The 21,728-nt window shown below is 74.2% G+C and carries 20 protein-coding genes and 1 riboswitch; of the genes, 8 read left to right on the forward strand and 12 right to left on the reverse strand.

Features of this window, described 5'->3' with window-relative positions:
- The first annotated feature begins 6 nt into the window (after positions 1-6).
- Together BLW86_RS19550 and BLW86_RS19555 are read left to right on the forward strand one after the other, a co-directional pair.
- On the forward strand, positions 7-1,338 hold the full coding sequence (locus BLW86_RS19550) for an aminotransferase-like domain-containing protein (protein WP_093875225.1): 1,332 nt from the start codon (positions 7-9) through the stop codon (positions 1,336-1,338).
- A gap of 80 nt (positions 1,339-1,418) precedes the next feature.
- The gene (locus BLW86_RS19555; protein WP_093875226.1) at positions 1,419-1,823 is read left to right on the forward strand and encodes a hypothetical protein; all 405 of its coding nucleotides are present in this window, start codon (positions 1,419-1,421) and stop codon (positions 1,821-1,823) included.
- A gap of 123 nt (positions 1,824-1,946) precedes the next feature.
- Here BLW86_RS19555 and BLW86_RS19560 read toward each other — a convergent pair whose 3' ends face one another.
- From BLW86_RS19560 to BLW86_RS19575, 4 genes are all read right to left on the reverse strand, one after another.
- Positions 1,947-2,321, reverse strand: coding sequence for a VOC family protein (locus tag BLW86_RS19560; protein ID WP_093875227.1), 375 nt, complete (start codon positions 2,319-2,321; stop codon positions 1,947-1,949).
- 2 nt (positions 2,322-2,323) lie between these two features.
- Positions 2,324-2,761: a universal stress protein gene (locus tag BLW86_RS19565; RefSeq protein WP_093875228.1), complete on the reverse strand. Its 438-nt coding sequence runs from the start codon at positions 2,759-2,761 to the stop codon at positions 2,324-2,326.
- 76 nt (positions 2,762-2,837) lie between these two features.
- Complete coding sequence (locus tag BLW86_RS19570; protein WP_093875229.1) at positions 2,838-3,461, reverse strand: FMN reductase; 624 nt, start codon at positions 3,459-3,461, stop codon at positions 2,838-2,840.
- 4 nt (positions 3,462-3,465) lie between these two features.
- The gene (locus BLW86_RS19575; protein WP_093878749.1) at positions 3,466-4,548 is read right to left on the reverse strand and encodes an LLM class flavin-dependent oxidoreductase; all 1,083 of its coding nucleotides are present in this window, start codon (positions 4,546-4,548) and stop codon (positions 3,466-3,468) included.
- A gap of 145 nt (positions 4,549-4,693) precedes the next feature.
- Here BLW86_RS19575 and BLW86_RS42080 point away from each other — a divergent pair, with 145 nt between their 5' ends.
- Genes BLW86_RS42080 through cobM form a run of 3 tightly spaced genes read left to right on the forward strand, consistent with a single transcriptional unit; the run spans position 4,694 to position 6,864 of the window.
- A complete protein-coding gene (locus BLW86_RS42080) occupies positions 4,694-4,834 on the forward strand; it encodes a DUF6126 family protein (protein WP_177181700.1) in 141 nt (46 codons plus the stop codon).
- 48 nt (positions 4,835-4,882) lie between these two features.
- Positions 4,883-6,106, forward strand: coding sequence for a precorrin-6y C5,15-methyltransferase (decarboxylating) subunit CbiE (gene cbiE, locus BLW86_RS19580; RefSeq protein ID WP_256341356.1), 1,224 nt, complete (start codon positions 4,883-4,885; stop codon positions 6,104-6,106).
- A gap of 8 nt (positions 6,107-6,114) precedes the next feature.
- Complete coding sequence (gene cobM / locus BLW86_RS19585) at positions 6,115-6,864, forward strand: precorrin-4 C(11)-methyltransferase (protein WP_093875231.1); 750 nt, start codon at positions 6,115-6,117, stop codon at positions 6,862-6,864.
- A gap of 54 nt (positions 6,865-6,918) precedes the next feature.
- Here the strand turns inward: cobM and BLW86_RS44050 are convergent, their stop codons facing one another.
- The gene (locus BLW86_RS44050) at positions 6,919-6,993 is read right to left on the reverse strand and encodes a 50S ribosomal protein bL37 (protein ID WP_099895366.1); all 75 of its coding nucleotides are present in this window, start codon (positions 6,991-6,993) and stop codon (positions 6,919-6,921) included.
- Positions 6,994-7,085: 92 nt separating this feature from the next.
- Between BLW86_RS44050 and BLW86_RS19590 the strand changes: the two genes are divergently transcribed.
- Positions 7,086-7,760, forward strand: a complete 675-nt coding sequence (locus tag BLW86_RS19590) for a hypothetical protein (RefSeq protein ID WP_256341357.1) — start codon at positions 7,086-7,088, stop codon at positions 7,758-7,760.
- Here the strand turns inward: BLW86_RS19590 and BLW86_RS19595 are convergent.
- On the reverse strand, positions 7,748-8,305 hold the full coding sequence (locus tag BLW86_RS19595; protein ID WP_093875232.1) for a GNAT family N-acetyltransferase: 558 nt from the start codon (positions 8,303-8,305) through the stop codon (positions 7,748-7,750). The two genes, BLW86_RS19590 and BLW86_RS19595, sit on opposite strands and share 13 nt — an antisense overlap.
- 41 nt (positions 8,306-8,346) lie before the next feature.
- Positions 8,347-9,465 carry a cobalt-precorrin-5B (C(1))-methyltransferase gene (locus BLW86_RS19600; RefSeq protein ID WP_093878751.1) on the reverse strand — a complete coding sequence of 373 codons (1,119 nt, stop codon included), beginning with the start codon at positions 9,463-9,465 and terminating at the stop codon, positions 8,347-8,349.
- A 12-nt stretch (positions 9,466-9,477) separates the two neighbouring features.
- Here BLW86_RS19600 and BLW86_RS19605 point away from each other — a divergent pair, with 12 nt between their 5' ends.
- Entirely contained in the window at positions 9,478-10,203 is a 726-nt protein-coding gene (locus BLW86_RS19605) for a cobalt-precorrin-6A reductase (RefSeq protein ID WP_093875233.1), read from the forward strand.
- A 13-nt stretch (positions 10,204-10,216) separates the two neighbouring features.
- On the opposite strand, the gene BLW86_RS19610 is transcribed toward BLW86_RS19605, so the two are convergent.
- The 4 genes from BLW86_RS19610 to BLW86_RS19625 form a co-directional block, all read right to left on the reverse strand.
- Positions 10,217-12,280, reverse strand: a complete 2,064-nt coding sequence (locus BLW86_RS19610; RefSeq protein ID WP_093875234.1) for a PA14 domain-containing protein — start codon at positions 12,278-12,280, stop codon at positions 10,217-10,219.
- Positions 12,281-12,390: 110 nt separating this feature from the next.
- A complete protein-coding gene (cobJ, locus tag BLW86_RS19615; protein ID WP_093875235.1) occupies positions 12,391-13,884 on the reverse strand; it encodes a precorrin-3B C(17)-methyltransferase in 1,494 nt (497 codons plus the stop codon).
- Positions 13,881-14,534, reverse strand: coding sequence for a precorrin-8X methylmutase (locus BLW86_RS19620; RefSeq protein ID WP_371129533.1), 654 nt, complete (start codon positions 14,532-14,534; stop codon positions 13,881-13,883). Before BLW86_RS19620 ends, cobJ begins: the two co-directional genes overlap by 4 nt.
- Complete coding sequence (locus BLW86_RS19625; protein WP_093875237.1) at positions 14,531-15,829, reverse strand: cobalamin biosynthesis protein CobG; 1,299 nt, start codon at positions 15,827-15,829, stop codon at positions 14,531-14,533. Before BLW86_RS19625 ends, BLW86_RS19620 begins: the two co-directional genes overlap by 4 nt.
- A gap of 79 nt (positions 15,830-15,908) precedes the next feature.
- Positions 15,909-16,044, forward strand: a riboswitch (cobalamin riboswitch).
- A gap of 40 nt (positions 16,045-16,084) precedes the next feature.
- On the opposite strand from BLW86_RS19625, the gene cobN reads away from it, so the two are divergent.
- Positions 16,085-19,696, forward strand: a complete 3,612-nt coding sequence (cobN, locus tag BLW86_RS19630) for a cobaltochelatase subunit CobN (protein WP_093875238.1) — start codon at positions 16,085-16,087, stop codon at positions 19,694-19,696.
- A gap of 353 nt (positions 19,697-20,049) precedes the next feature.
- On the opposite strand, the gene BLW86_RS19635 is transcribed toward cobN, so the two are convergent.
- Positions 20,050-21,693 (reverse strand): ABC-F family ATP-binding cassette domain-containing protein, encoded by a 1,644-nt coding sequence (locus BLW86_RS19635; RefSeq protein ID WP_093875239.1) that lies wholly within the window; start codon positions 21,691-21,693, stop codon positions 20,050-20,052.
- Between the last annotated feature and the right edge of the window lie 35 nt (positions 21,694-21,728).

Below are 21,728 nucleotides of genomic sequence, written 5' to 3' on the forward strand. Positions count from 1 at the left end.
GTCCGGATGGAGGAGTACCGGAGGATCGCGGACCGGGTCGAGGCCGCCGTACGGGACGGGCGGCTGCGCCCCGGCGACCGGCTGCCGCCGCAGCGGGTCTTCGCCCGCCGCCACGGGATCGCGAACTCGACGGCGATCCGGGTGTACGGGGAGCTGGCCCGCCGCGGACTGGTCGTCGGCGAGGTCGGCCGCGGCACCTTCGTCCGGTCCGCGCCCCCGCTGCCCGGACCCGCGCTCGCCGAGGCGACCGGCGCCGCTCCCGTCGACCTCCAGCTCAACTACCCCGCCGCCGGACGCCAGTCGGAGCTGATGGCCCGCGCGCTCGCGGCGCTCGCCCGGCCCGACGTGCTCGCCGAGGCCGTCTCCCGCCCGGCCGCCGCCGTCGGCACCCCCGAGGCCCGGGAGGCGGCGGCCACCGTCCTCGCCCGGCCCGGCTGGGCGCCGGACCCCGACGGCGTCCTCTTCGCCGGGAACGCCCGCCAGGCCATCGCCGCCGCGCTCTCCGCCCTCGTCCCGCCCGGCGGCCGCCTCGGCGTCGAAGCACTCACGTACCCCCTGGTCAAAGCGGTCGCGGAACGGCTCGGCATCCGGCTCGTCCCCCTCGCCCTCGACGCCGAAGGGGTGCGCCCCGACGCCCTGGAGGCCGCCCACCGGGCCGCGCCGCTCGCCGCGGTCTACCTCCAGCCCACCCTGCAGAACCCGCTCTCCACCATCGCCGGGGAAGGCCGGCGGGCCGAACTCGCCGAGCTGCTCCGCCGCCTGGACCTGACGGCCGTGGAGGACACCACCTGGGCCTTCCTCCTCCCCGACGCGCCCGCCCCGCTCGCCGCGCACGCCCCCGAGCGGGTCCTCCTCGTCGACAGCCTCTCCAAACGGCTCGCCCCCGGCCTGACCGTCGGCTACCTCGTCGTGCCCGCCCGGCTCCGGGTGGCGGCCGCCGACGCCCTGCGCTCCGGCGCCTGGACGGCCGGCGGACTCGCCCTCGCCGCCGCCGTCCGCTGGACCGGCGACGGCACCGTCGCCGAGGCCGTCGCCGCCAAACGGGCCGACACCGTGGCCCGGCACGCCCTGCTCCGGCGGCGGCTCGCCGGACACGCGCTCCGGACCTCCCCCCACGCCTTCTACTGCTGGTGGGAGCTGCCCGCCCCCTGGCGAGCGGAGACCTTCACGGCCGCCGCCGCCGCACGCGCGGGCGTGGCGGTCACCCCCGGCAGCGCCTTCGCGGTCGGCCGCTCCGCCGCCCCCGACGCCGTCAGGCTGGGCCTCGCGTCACCGCCGGTCGCCGTACTGGACGAGGCCCTGGCCCGGCTGGCGGCGGTGGCGGCCGAGGGGCCGTGATCCACTTGCGGGGCGCCGGGCGGGGGTGTGCCCTGGAGGGTGCGGGACCCAGGGGGGCCGGACACGAAGGAGCTCCTGCCATGGCCGCACACGCAGCGGTGCCCGTCCGGCGCCGAGTCAGCACGAACGGCTGGGGACTCCCGGTCACGATCGGCGTCCTGTACGGGTTCTACGCGGAGGTGAACGCCCGCGACGGCGGCGCGCTCAGCTGGGGACAGTTCTGGCTGGGCCTCGTCTCCGCCGTCGTCCTCGCCGTCGCTCTGTACGCCCTCCGGCGGTACGGTCGCGCCCTGCCCCGCGAGGCCCGCGCCGTCGCCTGGGGCGCCCTCGCCGGCATCGCCGTCGGCTTCCTGTACAGCGTCACCGACGCGAGCGTCTACTCGTCGGCGCTGCTGGGGCTCATCGTCGGCCTGGTCGCCGGGGGCACCGCGTTCTACCTCTTCTACACACACGAGGACGCCACCGGCCACCCGGCCCCGTGGTGACCCCACCACGGGCTGCGCCCCCCGGTGTGGGCGGTCGTTCCGCAGGGGCGGGACGACCGCCCACACGGGCGGGCGGACGGGAGTCGCCCGGCGGGCGCCGCCCGCGCTCGGGCCGCCCTCCGGCTACGACGTCCGGCGTGGCGTCGTCTGTTGGACCGACCAGCGGTTTCCGTCCGGGTCCGTGAAGTAGACGAAGGAGCCCCACGGCTGGTCGTCGATGTCGCTGACCTCGATCCCACGTGCCGTCAGCTCCGTGTGCGCCGCCTCGATGTCGGCGACGACGACCTGCATGTTGTCCAGCGAGCCCGGTGTCATCCGGGTGATGCCCTTGCCGAGGGCGATCGAGCAGGCGGAGCCGGGCGGGGTGAGCTGGACGAAGCGGATGTCCTCGCTGACGGTGACGTCGTGGTCGGTGTGGAAGCCGACCTGTTCGTAAAAGGCCTTGGCCCGGTCGACGTCGGTGACGGGGACGCCGATCAGCTCCAGTCTGATGTCCATGGTCACGACCGGACCTCGCCTCGTACGACGACCGCCGGGCACGGCGCGTGCTGGGTGACGTGGGAGGAGACCGAGCCGAGGACCGCCGCCTTGAAGCCGCTGTGACCGCGGTCGCCGACGACCAGCAGGCTCGCGCCCTCGGCCGTGTCGAGGAGGGCCTGGGCGGCGTTGCCGCCGACCACCGTGCGGGTGACGGCGGCGGCCTCCTGCGGGGTGAGGGTGGCGTCCAGGGCCTGGTCGAGGATCCGCTCGGAGAGCTGCTCGGGGTCGAACTGCAGGGGGACGCCCGGCATCGCGGTGTCCCAGACCGCGGGGTACTCCCAGCTGATCACCGCCTGGAGCGGGTCCCCGGTGAGGGCGGCCTGCGCGGCCGCCCACTTCAGCGCCTTCAGGGACGGTTCCGATCCGTCCACGCCCACCACGATCCTGCCGCCGGCCATCGCCGACCTCCGTTTCGCTGTCGGGTGCCCGGGAGGGCACGGCCTTCCGGGTTCCCTCACAACGTAACAAAACAGGTCAGTCCAGGCGCAGATCTGCCAACTGCTTCTCGAACGGGACGATCTCCTCGTCGTCCGCCCTCCGCGCCGGCCTCCCCGCCACCGTGTCCGCGAACTCGTTGCCCGCGCGGGTGATCCGGGCCGGCAGGCCCTCCGTGTACTCGTCGCCGCCGGTGCCCCAGTCCTCCGAGGCCGCGTAGACCGCGGTGGGGACGACGAGGGCCCGCAGGTAGGCGAAGAGCGGCCGCAGGGCGTGGTCGAGGACGAGGGAGTGGCGGGCCGTGCCGCCCGTCGCGGCGATGAGGACCGGGGTCCCCGTGAGCGCCGCCGGGTCGACGAGGTCGAAGAAGGACTTGAACAGGCCGCTGTAGGAGGCGGTGAAGACGGGGGTCACGGCGATGACCCCGTCCGCGCCCGTGACCTTGTCGATCGCTTCCTGGAGCGCGGCCGACGGGAAGCCCGTCACGAAGTTCTTCGCGATGTCGACGGCCAGGTCGCGCAGTTCGACGACCTCGACGTCGACGGCGTACTCCTGCTCGGCCAGCCGGTACCGGGCCGCCTGGAGGAGCCGGTCGGCGAGGAGCCGGGTGGAGGAGGGGGCGCTGAGTCCGGCGGACACGGCGACCAGCTTCAACGTCTGCATGGCGTCAGACCTCCTGGGTGGTGCGGGTGACGGCGGGGTGGAGCGGGGCGGTCTCCGGCACCCCGGCGGGCCGCAGGTTCGCGAACTCCTTGCGCAGCACCGGGACGACCTCCTCGCCGAGCAGGTCGAGCTGTTCCAGGACCGTCTTGAGGGGCAGTCCGGCGTGGTCGACGAGGAACAGCTGGCGCTGGTAGTCGCCGACGTACTCGCGGAAGGACAGGGTGCGCTCGATGACCTCCTGCGGGGAGCCGACGGTCAGCGGGGTCTCGCGGCTGAACTCCTCCAGGGAGGGGCCGTGGCCGTAGACCGGCGCGTTGTCGAAGTACGGGCGGAACTCCCGTACCGCGTCCTGCGAGTTCTTCCGCAGGAAGACCTGGCCGCCGAGGCCGACGATCGCCTGCTCGGGGGTGCCGTGGCCGTAGTGCGCGTACCGCCGGCGGTAGAGCCGGACCATCTTCTCGGTGTGCTGCTTGGGCCAGAAGATGTGGTTCGCGAAGAAGCCGTCGCCGTAGTAGGCGGCCTGTTCGGCGATCTCGGGGGAGCGGATGGAGCCGTGCCAGACGAACGGCGGGACGCCGTCGAGGGGGCGCGGGGTGGACGTGAAGCCCTGGAGGGCGCTGCGGAACCTGCCCTCCCAGTCGACCACGTCCTCCCTCCACAGCTTGTGGAGGAGCGCGTAGTTCTCGATGGCGAGCGGGATGCCCTGGCGGATGTCCTGGCCGAACCACGGGTAGACCGGGCCGGTGTTGCCGCGGCCCATCATCAGGTCCACGCGGCCGTCGGCGAGGTGCTGGAGGGTCGCGTAGTCCTCGGCGATCTTCACCGGGTCGTTGGTGGTGATCAGGGTGGTGGAGGTCGACAGGATCAGGTTCTCCGTGCGGGCGGCTATGTGCCCGAGGAGCGTCGTCGGGGAGGACGGGACGAACGGCGGGTTGTGGTGCTCGCCGGTCGCGAAGACGTCGAGCCCGACCTCCTCCGCCTTGAGCGCGATCGCGACGGTGTCCTTGATGCGCTCGTGCTCGGTGGGGGTGCGGCCGGTGGTGGGGTCGGTCGTCACGTCGCCGACGGTGAAGATCCCGAACTGCATCGTGCTCACCTCTCGCGGTTCCTGCTAGTGGTTGAAGCTTAAACTATTACCTCGAACGACGCGACCCCCGCCCCTATTCCGGGCCGTACCCCGCCTCTGTTCAGGGCCGCCGCCGTCCCTGTCCCGGGCCCGTACCCTGGAGCGCATGACCGAGAAGACCCACGACAGCGAGCGCTGGAAGGAGCGGGGCGTGATGCTCCGCGTCTTCGTGTACGTCTTCGCCACCCACGCCTTCGCCGGCTTCGTCTGGCTCCTCTTCTACGTGGGGCAGAACGCCCAGAAGTGAGGGCCGCCACGTGCCGCCCACCTGCGGCCCTCACGTAGAGTCCCGGACGTGAACGCTGCGATATCGGTGGTGTCGGTCGTGGGGATCGGCGCGGACGGCTGGGACGGGCTCCCCGAGACCGCCCGCCGCGCCCTGCGCGCCGCCGAGGTCCTGCTCGGCGCCCCCCGCCAGCTCGGCCTCCTCCCGGAGGACGACTGCCCCGGCGAGCGGATCGCCTGGCCCTCCCCCCTCCGCCCCGCCGTCCCCGGACTGCTCGCCGCCCACCAGGGCCGCGCGATCGCCGTCCTCGCCAGCGGCGACCCCTCCTTCTACGGCATCGCCCGCACCCTCGCGGAGACCGCCGGCGCCGACCGCCTCCGCATCCACCCGCACCCGTCCTCCGTCTCGTACGCCTGCGCCCGCCTCGGCTGGCCACTCGAAGCCGTCGAGACCCTCTCCGTCGTCGCCAGGCCGCTCGCCGCGCTCTCCGCCGCCCTCCACGAGGGCCGCCGCCTCCTCGTGCTCAGCGAGGGCGCCGACACCGCCGCGCGGGTCGCGGAGCTGCTGCGCACCACCGGCTGGGGCGGCACCCGCGTCCGCGTCCTCGAACAGCTCGGCGGCCCCGCCGAGCGGATCCTCGACGGGACCGCCGCCGACTGGCCGCACGAGCGCACCGACCCCCTCAACGTCCTCGCCCTCGACTGCGCCCGCGACCCCGGCACCCTCCGGCTCGGCGTCGTGCCCGGGCTCCCCGACGAGGCGTACGAGCACGACGGCCAGCTCACCAAGCGGTACGTGCGCGCCGCCACCCTCGCCGCCCTCGCCCCCGCCCCCGGCGAACTCCTCTGGGACGTCGGCGGCGGCTCCGGCTCCATCGGCGTCGAATGGATGCGGACCCACCGCTCCTGCCGGGCCGTCGCCGTCGAGAAGTCCCCCGAGCGGGCCGCCCGCATCACCCGCAACGCCGACGCCCTCGGCGTACCGGGCCTGCGCGTCGTCACCGGCCCCGCCCCCGCCTCGCTCACCGGGCTCCCCACCCCCGACGCGATCTTCATCGGCGGCGGCCTCACCGCACCCGGCCTGCTCGACACCTGCTGGGAGGCCCTGCCGCCCGGCGGGCGGCTCGTCGCCAACACCGTGACGCTGGAATCCGAGGCGCTGCTCGCCCGGTGGTACGGCCGCCACGGCGGCGAACTGGTCCGGCTCGCCGTCTCCACCGCCGTGCCCGTGGGCGGCTTCACCGGCTGGCGCCAGGCCATGCCCGTCACCCAGTGGTCCGTAACGAAGGGTTGAACAGAGCAATGACCGTCTACTTCATCGGCGCGGGCCCCGGCGCGGCCGACCTGATCACCGTGCGCGGCGCGCGGACCCTCGCCGGGTGCGGGGTCTGCCTCTACGCCGGCTCCCTCGTCCCCACCGAACTGCTCGCCGAGTGCCCGCCGGACGCGAAGCTCGTCGACACGGCGAAGATGGACCTCGACCAGATCGTCGCCGAGATCACCGCCGCCCACGAGGCCGGCCAGGACGTGGCCCGGCTGCACTCCGGCGACCCGTCGGTCTTCAGCGCCATGGCCGAGCAGATGCGCCGCCTGGACGCGGCCGGCATCCCGTACGAGGTCGTGCCCGGCGTCCCGGCCTTCGCGGCGGCGGCGGCCGCCCTGAAGCGGGAGCTCACCGTCCCGACGGTCGGCCAGACCGTCATCCTCACGCGCATCGCCCAGCAGGCCACCCCCATGCCGGAGGGCGAGGACCTCGCCACCCTCGGCCGCAGCGGAGCCCTGCTCGTCCTCCACCTCGCCGCGCGCTACGTCGACCGGGTCGTCGGCGAACTCGTCCCCCACTACGGCGCCGACTGCCCGGCCGCCGTCGTCGCGATGGCCAGCCGCCCGGACGAGGTGGTCCTGCGGGGCACCCTGGAGGACATCGCGGAGCAGACGAAGGCGGCGGGCATCACGAAGACGGCCGTCATCCTCGTGGGCCGCACGCTGGGGGCCTCGGAGTTCCGCGACAGCCACCTGTACGACCCGGCGCGCGACCGCCACGCCTGCTGACACGACGGTGGCCGGACCCCGTGCGGGGTCCGGCCACCGTGTCGTCACCACCACTCAGGCGTTGGGCCGCTTGCCGTGGTTGGCCTTCTTCTTCTTGCGGGCCCGCTTCTTGTTGCCGCGCTTCGCCATGGGACTCCCTCTCGCTCGGGGAACGCTTCCGTGGCAAGCCTAGGAGCGGGGCCGGAGTGCCGCACGTCGGTGCCACGGTCTTGAATGGTCCCGTGACCGTCTACGACGTGGCCCGGGCGCTGCCGGGCATCGAGGAACTGCGCGACCACTCCCGGGGGCTCGCGATGCTGGACGCCGTCCTGAGCCCGGAGTGGGAGAGCCGGTACTACTCCTTCGACGCGCACTGGTCGGAGACCGAGCAGCTGGCGTCGATGAAGGACGGTTCCGGCGGCGAGTACACGATCGTCCTCTCCCCGGCGGGGGCGTTCGCGCGCGTCTTCGACCACGAGTCGCCGCTGAGCCCGTACGGGCCGCTCGCGGACGGCCAGACCTGGCCGGGGGTGCTCGACGGGGTCCCGGAGGCCTTCCGGGAGTACCTGACGGAGCCGGCGTTCACGGACGAGGACGGGGTGCACGTGACCACCGCCTGCCTGTGGCGCGAGACGACGGACACGGCCTGGCGGACGGGCCCGGTCGAGTTCCCGGACCTGGACGGCCACGAGGACCCGGACGGCTCCGGCCGCCTCCTCCGCCTGCTGACGGACCGCTCGGCGGAGGCGTACGCGGAATGGGCGTCCGACTACTACGAGCAGCCGGTCGACGTCGAGGCCGTACGCCACGTCCTGGCCCTGCGCCCGCTGACCCCGGAGCTGGTGGCGCGCCTCAACCCGCAGGTGACGCTCCCCGACCTCGCCGAGGACGTCGCGGAGATCGGCTACCCCGCCTGACCCGCCCCCCACTCCGGCGCGATCACCGACATCACCGTCGCGTCCACCCGCTCTCCCTCCCAGCGCAGCGCGCCCCGCAGGACGCCCTCGGCCCGGAAGCCGGCCTTCTCGTAGGCGCGGCGGGCGCGGGGGTTGAAGGCGTAGACCTCCAGCCAGATCCGGTACAGGCCGAGCGCCTCGAAGCCGTGGCCGACGATCAGGCGGGTCGCCTCCGTGCCGAGGCCCCGGCCGACGGCGTCCGGGACGAAGGCGATCCGGAAGGCGCAGCTCTCGTTGTCCGGGTCCCATGCGTTGAGGACGGCCTCGCCGACGACCCGCCCGGTCGCCCGCTCGACCACGGCGAGGTCGAGCCGGTCGTCCCGCGTGCCGCGCGAGCCGTACCACTTCACCAGGGTCGCCTCGTCGAACGACGTGTGGCTGCCGGTGAGCCGGGTGATCTCCGGATCCTCGAACAGCGGCAGCAGCGCGGGCACGTCCGCTTCGGTGACGGGGCGGAGGACCACGCGGTCGCCGGTGAGGGTGGGTTTGTGCGAGAAGTCGGTCATCCCGGGATTCTCGGCGGCCGCCGCACGGGCTGTCGCGCGGATTACGGCCCCGCGGGCGCCGACCGGCCCACGACGACGCCCGCGCGGTCGATGCAGATCACGTCCACCGCGACCGGGGCGCCCCGCAGGACCGTGAGGGCCTCGTCGCGGGCGCGGGCGGCGACGAGGTCGCCCAGGGGCACTCCGGCGGCCTCGCAGAGGCGGAGGGCGGCGAGGCCCGTGTTGGCGTCGGCGATCTCGGCGGCGAGGGCCTCGGAGGCGCCGCCCGTGCGGGCGAGCTCGGCGAGGAAGGCCTTGTCGACCTGGGAGCGGGCCGAGTGGAGGTCCAGGTGGCCGGCGGCCAGCTTGGAGAGCTTGGCGAAGCCGCCGCAGATCGTGAGCCGGTCGACGGGGTGGCGGCGGACGTACTTGAGGACGGCGCCCGCGAAGTCGCCCATGTCGAGGAGCGCGATCTCCGGCAGGTCGTAGAGCTCCGTGACGGTGCGCTCGGAGGTGGAGCCGGTGCAGCCGGCGACGTGGGTGAGGCCGCCCGCGCGGGCCACGTCGACGCCCCGGCGGATGGAGTCGATCCAGGCGGAGCAGGAGTACGGGACGACGACGCCGGTCGTGCCGAGGATCGACAGGCCGCCGAGGATGCCGATGCGCGGGTTCCAGGTGGAGCGGGCGATCTCGGCGCCGTGGTCGACGGAGATCGTGATCTCGACGTCGCCGGGCGCGCCGTGCGCGGCGGCGACGGCGGCGACGTGCTCGCGCATCAGCCGCCGGGGCACGGGGTTGATCGCGGGTTCGCCGACCTCCAGGGGGAGGCCGGGCAGGGTGACGGTGCCGACGCCGGGGCCCGCGCGGAAGACGACGCCGGAGCCCGGCGGCAGGAGCCGTACCGTCGAGCGGATCACGGCCCCGTGGGTGACGTCCGGGTCGTCGCCGGCGTCCTTGACGACGGCGGCCATGGCGGCATCGGCCGTCAGGGACTCGGCGGTCAGCGCGAAGGACGGCGTCTGGCCCTTCGGGAGCGTGATCGTCACCGGGTCCGGGAAGTCGCCGGTCAGCAGCGCGGTGTACGCGGCGGTGGTGGCCGCCGTCGCGCAGGCACCGGTCGTCCATCCCGGGCGGAGGCCGGTGTGCTTGAGTTGGGCCTCACGCCCGCCGCCTGACGTCACGAAGGGGCTCCTGTGCACGTACTCGTTCTCGGCGGGACCACCGAGGCCCGCGCCCTCGCCGGACTGCTGCACGGCGAGGTCCGGGTCACCAGCTCCCTCGCGGGCCGGGTCGCGAGCCCCCGGCTGCCGGCCGGGGAGGTCCGGATCGGCGGGTTCGGGGGCGTCGACGGTCTCGTGGAGTGGATGGCGGGGCACGCCGTGGACGCGGTCATCGACGCCACCCATCCCTTCGCCGAGCGGATCAGCTTCAACGCGGCCCGGGCGGCCGCCACCGTCCATGTTCCCCTGTTGGCGCTGCGCCGTCCCGGGTGGGTCCCGGGGGAGGGGGACGACTGGCGTTCCGTGGCGTCCCTGGAGGAGGCGGCCCGGGCCCTGGACGGTCTGGGTGACCGGGTGTTCCTGACGACCGGCCGCATGGGCCTGGCGGCCTTCGCCGCCTGCCCGCAGTGGTTCCTGGTCCGCTCGGTGGACGCCCCGGACGCCCCGGTGCCGGCCCGTACGGAGGTCCTTCTGGACCGGGGCCCGTTCGCCCTGGAGGGCGAGCGGGAGCTGCTCGTACGGCACCGGATCGACGTGGTGGTGACGAAGGACAGCGGGGGCGCGGCGACCGCCCCGAAACTGACGGCGGCCCGCGAGGCGGGCCTCCCGGTCGTGGTGGTCCGCCGCCCTCCGGTCCCGTCCGGCGTCCCGGTGGCGGCGACCCCGGAGGAGGCCGCCGCGTGGGTGCTGCGGGGGTGAGCGGAAGCCCGCGTCAGACGAGCGCGGGCCGCACCGTGGACAGCAGGTGTGTCGCGACCGTGGTGCCGTCGGCGCGCAGCGCCTGGAAGGTGTAGAAGTACGTCTGCCCAGGCACCGTCGTCCGGTCCACGAAACCGGTGTTCGTGGCGGGCAGCAGCCCCGTGTGGAGCGGTTCGTACGCCTTCGTGGCCGGGTTCCAGCGGCTCAGCCGGTAGCCGGTGATCTGTGCGCACGACTCGGCCTGGAAGCAGCCCCAGCCGAGGGAGGGCGCGCTCGTGGTGACGTCCGACCAGGCGAGGTAGCCCGACAGGTTCCAGTCGTCGGTGACGTTCACGGACGGTCGGAGGTCGAGCTCGCTCGCCGAGACCTTGGTGATGTCCGGGCCGTACAGGGAAAGGAAGTTGGTCCAGCGGTCCATCGCGATCACCGCGTACACGCGGGCCTGCCCGTCCGGCACGTCGGAGCAGACCATGGCCAGGGGGTTGCTCGTACCGTCCGAGCAGCTGCTCCAGGCAATGGTGCCGTCCGCCCGGGTGACGCCCTGGTACGCCAGGTAGCCGACGACGTCGTCGTCGGCCGGGGGCTTCCACGTCAGCAGCATGCCATCGGCGCGCGGGGTGGCCTCCAGGTCGACGACCGGCGCGGGCGCGACCCTGTCGCCGCTGCGGACGGTGATCGGGGCCGACAGCGGCGACTCGTTGCCCACCGGGTCGACGGCCGTGACGGCGTACGTGTGGTGGCTGCCCGGGGCCATGTCCTGGTCCGTGCAACTGATTCTGATCGGCTCCGATCCCGGCACCTCGGACGGGTCGCAGGCGACGCGGGTGAGGTCTGCAGGATCGAGGGCGGTGCCGGGTGAACGGTAGACCCGGTAGCCCCCGTAATAGGCGATGTCGACGTCGAGGGCCCCGGCCATGTCCCAGGAGAGGACGGTGGCGTCGACCTCCGCGACGCCGCGCAGGTCCGTCGGCGCCGGCGGCGGGGTGCTGTCGATCCTGTTCCCGCTCACGACGGCGGAGTACGCCGAGGGGAGCTCGACGGCGTCGAAGGCACGGACGCGGTAGTACCGCGGAACGCCGAGGGGCGCCGACCCGTCCCAGTAGGACAGCCCGGTGATCGGCCCGCCCGTGTGGGACGGAAGCACGGTGAACGGCCCTGTGGGCTGGTCGGCCGCCTCCACCTCGTACCGCACGGCGTCGGCCGCCGCCCGCCAGTGGAGCGTGTTCTGGTTGTTGTCGGTGGAGACGGTGACGCCCGTCGGGGTGGCGGGGGCGGTCCGGTCGAGGGTGTAGACGGTCCAGTCGTTGCTGCCGGCCGACTCGTTGCCCGCCTTGTCCCGTGCCCGTACCTCGTAGACGTAGGACTGGCCCGTGGGCGGCGTGTTGTCCACGTACGACCGCGTGGTCAACAGGGCGGTGCCGCTGACCCGGGTCCAGGTGGTGGAGGTGCTGGGCCGCCGGTGGACGCTGTACCCGGCGAGGTCCATTTCTTTGTTCGCGTTCCAGTACACCGTCGTCTTCCCCAGGCCGGGGTCGTGCGAGGCGTAGAAGACGCTGGGCGCGAGCGGGCGGACCTTGTCGACGGTCGCCGAGGTCCGGGGCGCGTAGGCGAACTTCACGTTGGCCGTGCCGGTCCAAGCCGCGTAGTACACCGAGATGGTGTGCTTGCCCGCCGGGACCGTGAGGTTGACGGTCGCCTTCTGGTTGGTGGAGACGTTCTTCCAGAGGTCGATCTTGCGGACGCCATCGAGGTTGACCCGGATGCCGTCCTGGGTCTCGGCGGCGAACGTGAAGGGGCCGCCGGAGCCGAAGTCCCGGGTGACCGACCAGCGGACGGAGAAGTTGTCGACGGGCAGGGTGACGCCGGTCGGGTCTCCGTAGCCGTAGTTCTCGGCGATGGCGCTGTCGCAGGTGGTCAGCTTCGGTGTGCCGCTGAACGTGGAGTTGGCGAAGTACTCCGCCTTCCACACGGGGGACACGCAGGCGACCGCCGCGGCGGCCGGGGTGGCGGTCAGCAGGCCGCCGGAGGCGGCGAGGGCGGCCGTGGCGGCCAGCGCGCTCAGCCGGGTACGAGTCATCACAGGAGGCGGGCCCTTTCCGGACCTATGTGCGAGAGGGGAGTGTCTGTGTGACTCGCGAGGTGGGCGGAGGGTTGCCCTCCGCCCACCGCTTCTTCGCGCGGGGTCGCTCAGCCGTACCGGCGCGGCGTCCACGTGATCGTGCGGCCGTCGCCCCGTTCGACCGCGCGCGTCTGCGAGGAGCCGATCAGGAGGAGGGTGCGCATGTCGACCTCGGAGGGGTCCAGGGTCTTGAGGGTGAGGACCCGGACCGACTGCTCCGGGCCGCCGACGTCGCGGGCGACGACCACCGGGGTCTCGGGGGCGCGGAGTTCGAGGAGGAGGTCGCGGGCGGCGGCCACCTGGTGGGTGCGGGACCTGGAGCCCGGGTTGTAGAGGGCGATGACGAGGTCGGCGGAGGCGGCGGCGCGCAGCCGGGCCTCGATGACGTCCCAGGGCTTGAGGCGGTCGGAGAGGGAGATCGTGGCGTAGTCGTGGCCCAGGGGGGCACCGGCCGCGGCGGCGGCCGCGTTCGCCGCGGTCACCCCGGGGAGGACCCGTACGGGCACGTCCGCGTACTCCGGTTCGCAGGCGACCTCCAGGACGGCCGTCGCCATGGCGAAGACGCCCGGGTCGCCGCCGGAGACGACCGCGACCTTCCGGCCGCGCCGGGCCAGGTCGAGGGCGAACTCGGCGCGCTCGGACTCGACCTTGTTGTCGGAGCCGTGCCGGAGCTGTCCGGGGCGCAGCACCGGCACCCGGTCGAGGTAGGTGGTGTAGCCGACGAGGACGTCGGCGTTGACGAGCGCGCCGCGCGACTCGGGGGTGAGCCAGGGCGCCCCGGCGGGGCCGGTGCCGACGACGGTGACCTCGCCCGTCTCCCGTACGGGGAGCTCCTGGTCGATGCGGGAGGGGAGGACGGCGACGGAGAAGTACGGGACCGAGGAGGGGTCCACCTCCGTCAGCTTCTCCGTCCGCTCGCCCGTCATGAACGCCCGCTCCACGTACCGCGCGTCGTCGAGCCGGCCGGCCCGCTCCAGGGCCCGCTTCACGGTGGGGAAGGTGCGGCCGAGCTTCATGACGACCGCCGAGTCGGTGCCGGCGAGACGGGCCGTCAGCTCGTCCTCCGGCAGGGTGCCGGGGATGATCGTGAGGACCTCCTCCGCCTCGCACAGCGGCTCGCCGAGCCGGGCGGCGGCGGCGCTCACCGAGGTGACGCCGGGGATGACGGTCGTGTCGTAGCGGTCGGCGAGCCGCTTGTGCATGTGCTGGTACGAGCCGTAGAAGAGCGGGTCGCCCTCGGCGAGGACGGCGACGGTGCGGCCGGCGTCGAGGTGGGCGGCGAGGCGGCCCGAGGCCTCCTCGTAGAAGTCGTTCAGGGCGCCCCGGTAGCCGCCCGGGTGGTCCGTGGTCTCCACCGTGAGCGGGTACATCAGCCGCTCCTCGACGTGGTCCTCGCGGATGTGCTCGGCGGCGATGGAGCGGGCTATGGAGCGGCCGTGGCGGGCCGAGTGGTAGGCGATGACGTCGGCCTCGGCGATCGCCTTCACGGCGGCGACGGTCATCAGGTTCGGGTCGCCGGGGCCGAGGCCCACGCCGTAGAGCTTGCCGGTCACGGTGGTCATGCCTGGATCTCCGCTTCGTGGGCGAGGGCGTTGATCGCGGCGGCCGTCATCGCGCTGCCGCCGCGCCGGCCCCGTACGACCAGGTAGTCGAGGCCGAGGGTGTTCTCGGCGAGTGCGTCCTTGGACTCGGCGGCGCCGATGAAGCCGACCGGGATGCCGAGGACGGCGGCGGGCTTCCCCGCGCCCTTCGCGATCATCTCCAGGAGGTGGAAGAGGGCGGTCGGGGCGTTGCCGATGGCGACGACGGAGCCTTCGAGGCGGTCCCGCCACAGTTCGAGGGCGGCGGCGGAGCGGGTGGTGCCCAGCTCGGCGGCGAGGCCCGGCACGGCCGGGTCGGAGAGGGCGCAGAGCACCTCGTTGTCGGCGGGGAGGCGCTTGCGGGTGACGCCGCTGGCGACCATCTGGGCGTCGCAGAGGACGGGCGCGCCGGCGCGGAGGGCCTCGCGGGCGTTCGCGACGACCTGGGGGGAGTACGCGATGTCCTGCACGAGGTCGGTCATGCCGCAGGCGTGGATCATCCGGACCGCCACCTGGGCGACGTCGGCGGGCAGGCCCGCGAGGTCCGCCTCGGCGCGGATCGTGGCAAAGGACCGGCGGTAGATCTCCGTCCCGTCCTTCTCGTAGTCGAACATCCTGTTGCTCTCGCTCATCTCGTGTGGGTGGGCAGGCCACGGGCCGCCGCGACTGCTGCGGTCAGGGAGGTACGGGGGGTGGGGACGCCGTCCACCAGGTAGCTGTCGTCGCCGGTGGCGAGGACGTTGATCCAGGCGCCGTACGGGTGTCCGCAGCGGCGCGCGCATCCGGAGAAGTGCACGGGCAGCGGCCCCGGGGGCGCGGCGAGGGCGTCGGCCCGGACGTCGGCGAGGGACTTGGCGCAGCCGGGGCGTCCGGTGCAGGCGGTGACCCCGGCGCCGGGCGCGTCGGGACGGGTGATGAGGCCGTGCGCCTCCAGGTCCCGGAGCCGGTCCGGGTGGGTGGGCGCCGGGTCCGTCGCCGCAAGGTCCGTCGCCGGGTCCGTCGGCCGGTCGGTGGGGGTTTCCACCACGACCACCCCCCGCCAGGGCGTGAGCCGGAGTTCGTCGGCGGGCAGCAGGGCCCGCAGTTGCGCGGCGGTCAGCCGGCCGAGGGGGGCGAGGACGTGCAGGGAGTGTTCGCCGAGCGGGCCGGGCGCGGGCGGCCGGGACGCGGGAAGCGGCGGTACGGGTACGGGCTCCGCCGTGATCCCGGCCCGCGCCAGGGCCCCGGCCCAGTCGGGGACGTGCTCGTCGGGCAGTTCGTGCGGCCGCCAGGCCCCGTTTCCGGCGGCCTCGGCGGCGTCGAGGAACGCGAGGGCGGCGGCGAGGGCGGCCCGTACGGCGTCGCCGGCGGCGAGGCGGAAGCCCCGGGAGCCGAGTCGCAGCAGCGCGGACCCGTCCTGTCCTGCGATCAAGCTCACATCGCCGCCGAGTCCGGCGACGTCCCCGCGCCCGTCGTCGAGGAGGAACAGGAACCGTCCCGAAAGGGACGCGGCCCGGGGTTCGGCGCACAGGGCGGCGTCCAGTTCACGCGCCCACAACTGCACGTCCGCGCGGCCGAGTCCGTCGAGTCCCGCGCCGGGCGAGGCCACGATGTTGCGGACGCGCTCGTGGGTGGGGGAGGGCAGCAGGCCGGCCCCGGCCAGGAGCTCCGCCAGCTCCGCCCCGCAGCCCTCGCCGAGGCCGCGCAGCTCCGCGTTGCCGCGCGAGGTGATGCTGATCCGTCCGTCGCCGAGGGTCTCGGCGGCACGGGCCAGGACCTCAGCCTGACGTGCCGTCAATCGCCCGGCGGGCAGGCGCAGTCGGGCGAGGCGCCCGTCGTCGGCGGGATGCAGGCGCAGCGCCCCGGGGCAGGCGTCGCCACGATCCCGTATGCGAGGTTCGCCCGGTTCGGGCGTCGGGGGTGGGGTGGGCGGCATGGCGGCGAGCATACCCACGGGGAACCGGCTGACCACCGGGTGTGATCCGGCCGACTCCCCGGTTCCCTCCGGCCCGGAGATGGCACGATCTAGGATGCAGATCGGCATGGGGTCCCAGGACCCCGGGGAGGAAGCCCGGTGAGAATCCGGCGCGGTCCCGCCACTGTGAGCCCGCACCGGATCAACGGCGCGGGTGAGTCAGGAACTCCCGCCGTCCACACGACCACCCGGGGCGCGGACAACCCCGAGGAAGGGCCTGAGCCCACCATGCTCCTGCTGCTGTCGCACTCCGACACCGACCTGCTCAGCGCCCGCGCGGCCGGAGGGCCGGTGGAGTACCGCTTCGCCAACCCCTCCCGCCTCCCGCTCGCCGACCTCCCGGCCCTCCTCGACGGCGCCGACCTGGTCGTCGTCCGCCTCCTCGGCGGCGTCCGCTCCTGGCAGGAGGGCCTGGACGCGGTCCTCGCCGCCGGGAAGCCGGTCGTCGTCCTCAGCGGCGAGCAGGCCCCCGACGCCCAGCTCATGGAGGCCTCCACCGTCCCCGTCGGCGTCGCCACCGAGGCCCACGCCTATCTGGCGCACGGCGGCCCCGGGAACCTGGAGCAGCTGGCCCGCTTCCTCTCCGACACCGTCCTGCTCACCGGCCACGGCTTCGAGGCCCCGGCCGCCGCCCCCACCTGGGGCCCGCTCGACCGGGTCGCGAAGAACGAGACCGGTCCGACGATCGCCGTGCTCTACTACCGCGCCCACCACATGAGCGGGAACACCGCCTTCGTCGACGCCCTCTGCGGGGCGATCGAGGACGCCGGCGCCCGCGCCCTCCCGCTGTACGTGGCGTCCCTGCGCGCCCCCGAGGCGGAGCTGATCTCCGTCCTGCGGGGGGCCGACGCGATCGTCACGACCGTCCTCGCCGCCGGTGGTACGAAGCCCGCCGAGGCGCAGGCCGGCGGCGACGAGGAGGCCTGGGACGCGGGCGCGCTCGCCGCGCTCGACGTGCCGATCCTCCAGGCCCTGTGCCTGACCGGCTCGCGGTCCGCGTGGGAGGAGAACGACGAGGGCCTCTCCCCGCTGGACGCCGCCAGCCAGGTCGCCGTGCCCGAGTTCGACGGCCGCCTCATCACCGTCCCCTTCTCCTTCAAGGAGATCGACGAGGACGGCCTGCCCGCGTACGTCGCCGACGCCGAGCGCGCCGCCCGCGTCGCCGGGATCGCCGTCCGGCACGCCCGGCTCCGCCACATCCCGAACGCCGAGAAGAAGCTGGCGCTCGTCCTCTCCGCGTACCCGACGAAGCACTCCCGCATCGGCAACGCCGTCGGCCTCGACACCCCCGCCTCCGCCGTCGCCCTGCTCCGCCGCCTGATCGCCGAGGGGTACGACTTCGGGCCCGAGGCCGAGCTGCCCGGCCTGGTCTCCGGCGACGGCGACGAGCTCATCTACGCCCTCATCGAGGCCGGTGGCCACGACCAGGACTGGCTGACCGAGGAGCAGCTTGCGAAGAACCCGGTCCGCATCCCGGCCGCCGACTACAAGCGCTGGTACGCCACCCTGCCCGCCGAGCTCCGCGAGCAGGTGGAGGAGCACTGGGGCCCGGCACCCGGCGAGATGTTCCTCGACCGCTCCCGTACCGCCGAGGGCGACCCAGACGGCGACATCGTCCTCGCCGCCCTGCGGCGCGGGAACCTCCTGGTCCTCATCCAGCCGCCGCGCGGCTTCGGCGAGAACCCGATCGCGATCTACCACGACCCCGATCTCCCGCCGTCCCACCACTATCTGGCCGCCTACCGCTGGATCGCCGCCCGCGCCGAGGACGGCGGATTCGGCGCCGACGCCATGGTCCACCTCGGCAAGCACGGCAACCTGGAGTGGCTGCCCGGCAAGAACGCCGGCCTGTCCGCCGCCTGCGGCCCCGACGCGGCCCTCGGCGACATCCCGCTGATCTACCCGTTCCTCGTCAACGACCCGGGCGAGGGCACCCAGGCCAAGCGGCGCGTCCACGCCACCCTCGTCGACCACCTGGTGCCGCCGATGGCCCGCGCCGACTCGTACGGCGACATCGCGCGCCTGGAGCAGCTCCTCGACGAGTACGCGCAGATCTCCTCCATGGACCCGGCGAAGCTGCCCGCGATCCGCGCCCAGATCTGGACCCTGATCCAGGCCGCCAAGCTCGACCACGACCTGGGGCTCGAAGAGCGGCCCGAGGACGACGGCTTCGACGACTTCCTGCTGCACGTCGACGGCTGGCTGTGCGAGGTCAAGGACGCCCAGATCCGCGACGGCCTGCACGTCCTCGGCGGCGCGCCGGAGGGCGAGGCCCGGGTCAACCTGGTCCTCTCCATCCTCCGCGCCCGCCAGATCTGGGGCGGCACGCAGGCGCTGCCCGGCCTGCGCGAGGCCCTCGGCCTGGACGAGTCGGCCGCGACCCGTACCACCGCCGACGAGGCGGAGGCGAAGGCGCGCGAGCTGGTCGAGGCGATGGAGGCCGCCGACTGGGCGGTGGACGCGATCGACACGGTCGCCGCCGCGTACGGCCCCGAGGTCCGCGAGGTGCTGTCCTTCGCCGCGCTCCAGGTCGTGCCGCGCCTCGCCGCCACCACCGACGAGCTGGCCCACGCCGTGCACGCCCTGAACGGCGGCTTCGTCCCGGCCGGCCCGTCCGGCTCCCCGCTCCGGGGCCTGGTCAACGTCCTGCCGACCGGCCGCAACTTCTACTCGGTCGACCCGAAGGCCGTGCCGTCCCGGCTCGCCTGGGAGACCGGCCAGGCGCTCGCCGACTCGCTCCTGGAGCGCTACCGCGCCGACAACGGCGAGTGGCCGACCTCCGTCGGTCTCTCCCTCTGGGGCACCAGCGCGATGCGCACCGCCGGCGACGACGTCGCCGAGGCGCTCGCCCTCCTCGGCGTCCGCCCGCTGTGGGACGAGGCCTCCCGCCGGGTCAACGGCCTGGAGCCCATCCCGCTCGCCGAGCTCGGCCGCCCGCGCGTCGACGTGACGCTGCGCATCTCGGGCTTCTTCCGCGACGCGTTCCCGCACGTCATCGGCCTCCTCGACGACGCCGTACGGCTCGTCGCGTCCCTGGACGAGTCGGCTTCGGACAACTACGTCCGCGCCCACACGCAGGCCGACCTCGCCGAGCACGGCGACGAACGGCGCGCCACCACCCGCATCTTCGGCTCCCGCCCCGGCACATACGGCGCGGGCATCCTCCAGCTGATCGACTCGCGCGACTGGCGCACGGACGCGGACCTCGCCGAGGTGTACACGGTGTGGGGCGGGTACGCGTACGGGCGCGGGCTCGAAGGCCGCCCCGCGCGCACCGAGATGGAGACCGCGTACAAGCGGATCGCGGTCGCCGCGAAGAACACGGACACGCGCGAGCACGACATCGCCGACTCCGACGACTACTTCCAGTACCACGGCGGCATGGTCGCGACCGTCCGCGCGCTCACCGGCACCGCCCCCGAGGCGTACATCGGCGACTCGACCCGCCCCGAGACCGTCCGCACCCGGACCCTGGTCGAGGAGACCTCCCGGGTCTTCCGCGCCCGCGTGGTCAACCCGCGCTGGATCGAGGCGATGCGTCGCCACGGCTACAAGGGTGCGTTCGAACTGGCGGCGACCGTCGACTACCTCTTCGGGTACGACGCGACGACCGGTGTCGTCGCCGACTGGATGTACGACAAGCTCACCCAGGAGTACGTCCTCGACCCGGAGAACCAGGCCTTCCTCAAGGAGGCCAACCCGTGGGCCCTGCACGGCATCGCGGAGCGGCTCCTGGAGGCCGAGTCCCGCGGCATGTGGGAGAAGCCGGACCCGGAGACGCTGGCGGCGCTGCGGCGGGTCTTCCTGGAGACGGAGGGCGACTTGGAGTCCGACGAGTAGCTCCGGCCGGCCGGACGGCACCCTCCGCGTGGCCGCGTGCCCCGCGGGTCGGCGCCGCCGCCCCGTGCGGGCGCGCGCCGGCTGGGCGGTGCCCTTCCGCACCGCCGTGTGGGCAATCGTCCCGCAGGGCGGGACGGGTGGGCACACGGGACGGCGCGCTCAGCGGCGCCTCCGCGTTCCGCGCCTGGACCCGCACCACGGGTGCGGCGCGCAGGTCGGTGCGGGTCAGGGCGCGGGAGCCTGGGCCCGGCAAGGAGCGCCGTCCGTTGTGCCCACCCGTTCCGCCCCAGCGGAACGACTGCCCACAACGGGGTGAGCGGGGTGGGTGGGCACCGCCCCGGCGGAACGGCTGCCTAAACGGGGGTGGGCGCCGGCCCGGTGGGACGGCTGCCCGCAACGGGGACGGGCGGGTGGAGTTCGAGGTGGTGGCCTCGGAAGGCGGAGCGTAGGCGGCGGTCGTGGGTGGCGATCACCAGCGTCCCCCGGTACACCGCCAACGCCGCCTCCAGTTCCTCCACCAGCCCCGGCGCCAGGTGGTTGGTCGGCTCGTCCAGGAGCAGCAGGTCGGCCGGCGCGGTCACGAGCCGCGCCAGTTCGAGCCTGCGGCGCTGGCCGGCCGACAGACGATCCACCGGGACCGTCAGGTCCCGGGCGGCGAAGAGCCCGAGGGAGAGCAACTCCTCCGCGCGCTCCTCGCCGAAGGCCTCGCTCACCGTACGGGGGTCGGTGGGCGGGGCCATGTCCTGCCGGAGCAGGCCCACCCGGGCGGGCGCCTTCACGGTGCCGGCGTCCGGGGCGAGTTCGCCCGCGAGCACCTTCAGGAGGGTGGACTTCCCGGCGCCGTTGGGGCCGGTCACGAGGAGCCGTTCGCCCGGCTCCAGGTGCAGGGCGTCCAGGCGGAGCCGCCCGTCGACCCGTATGCCGGTCAGGTCGACCGCCGCGCCCTCGCCCGCCAGGTCCGCGCGGAAGCGGAGCGGCTCGGGTGGCGGCGGGACGGGGTGTTCGGTGAGCCGGGCGAGCCGCTCGCGGGCGGCTCGGATCCTGCTCATCGCGCCGTGCGCCCGCGACCGGGCCCGGAAGGCGCCCGCCCCGCTGAACGCCGCCGGGGCCTTGCGGGGGATCGCCGAGAACCGGTCGATGTGCGTGTCGGCCAGGGCCCGGTACCGGGCGAGCTCCTCCTTCCACTCCTCGTACTCCCGCTGTCGGCGGGCCCGTTCGGCGGCACGTCCGGCGAGGTAGCCGCGGTAGCCGTCGCCGTACCGCCGCACGGTGTGGCGGTCCTCGTCGACCTCCAGGACGGCGGTGGTGACGCGGTAGAGGAAGGCGCGGTCGTGTGAGACGGCGACGACCGTGCCCCGGTGGGTGCGCAGCCGCTCCTCCAGCCAGGCCACGGCCTCGTCGTCGAGGTCGTTCGTCGGCTCGTCGAGCAGCAGCAGTTCGGGGTCGGCGGCGAGGACGCCGGCGAGGGCGAGCCGGGACCGCTGTCCGCCGGAGAGCGTGCCGAGCGGCCGGTCCCGGTCGAGCGGGCCGGGCTCGCCGAGCCGCCGCAGGACGGTCTCGACGCGCCGGTCGGCCCCGGCGCCGCCCCGCGCCTCGTGGGCGGCGAGCAGTTCCGCGTACGAGGCGAGAGCGGCGTCCGGATCGGCTCCCGCGGCGGACAGTTCCGCCTCCGTCGTACGGATCGCCCGCTCCAGCTCCCGTATCTCCGCGAGCGCGTGGTCGACGGCGTCGCCGACGGTCGCGTCCGCGGGGAGGTCGAGGGTCTGGGCGAGGTGGCCGAGTCCGCCGGGGGCTTCGACGGTCACCGTGCCGTTGTCCGGGGACTCCAGGCCGGCGAGGAGCCGGAGGAGGGTGGACTTCCCCGAGCCGTTGTCGCCGACGACGCCGAGGCGTTCGCCGGGGCGGACGGTGAACGAGACGCGGTCGAGGACGGTACGGCGGTGGACGTGCCGGTCGTCGTACCGCCGGGTGACGTCGATGAATCGGGCACGGAACAAGGGCGACCTCCTGCCGTCGGGGACACGGACGCGAG

It is taken from the genome of Streptomyces sp. TLI_105 (assembly GCF_900105415.1).
GTDB lineage: Bacteria > Actinomycetota > Actinomycetes > Streptomycetales > Streptomycetaceae > Streptomyces.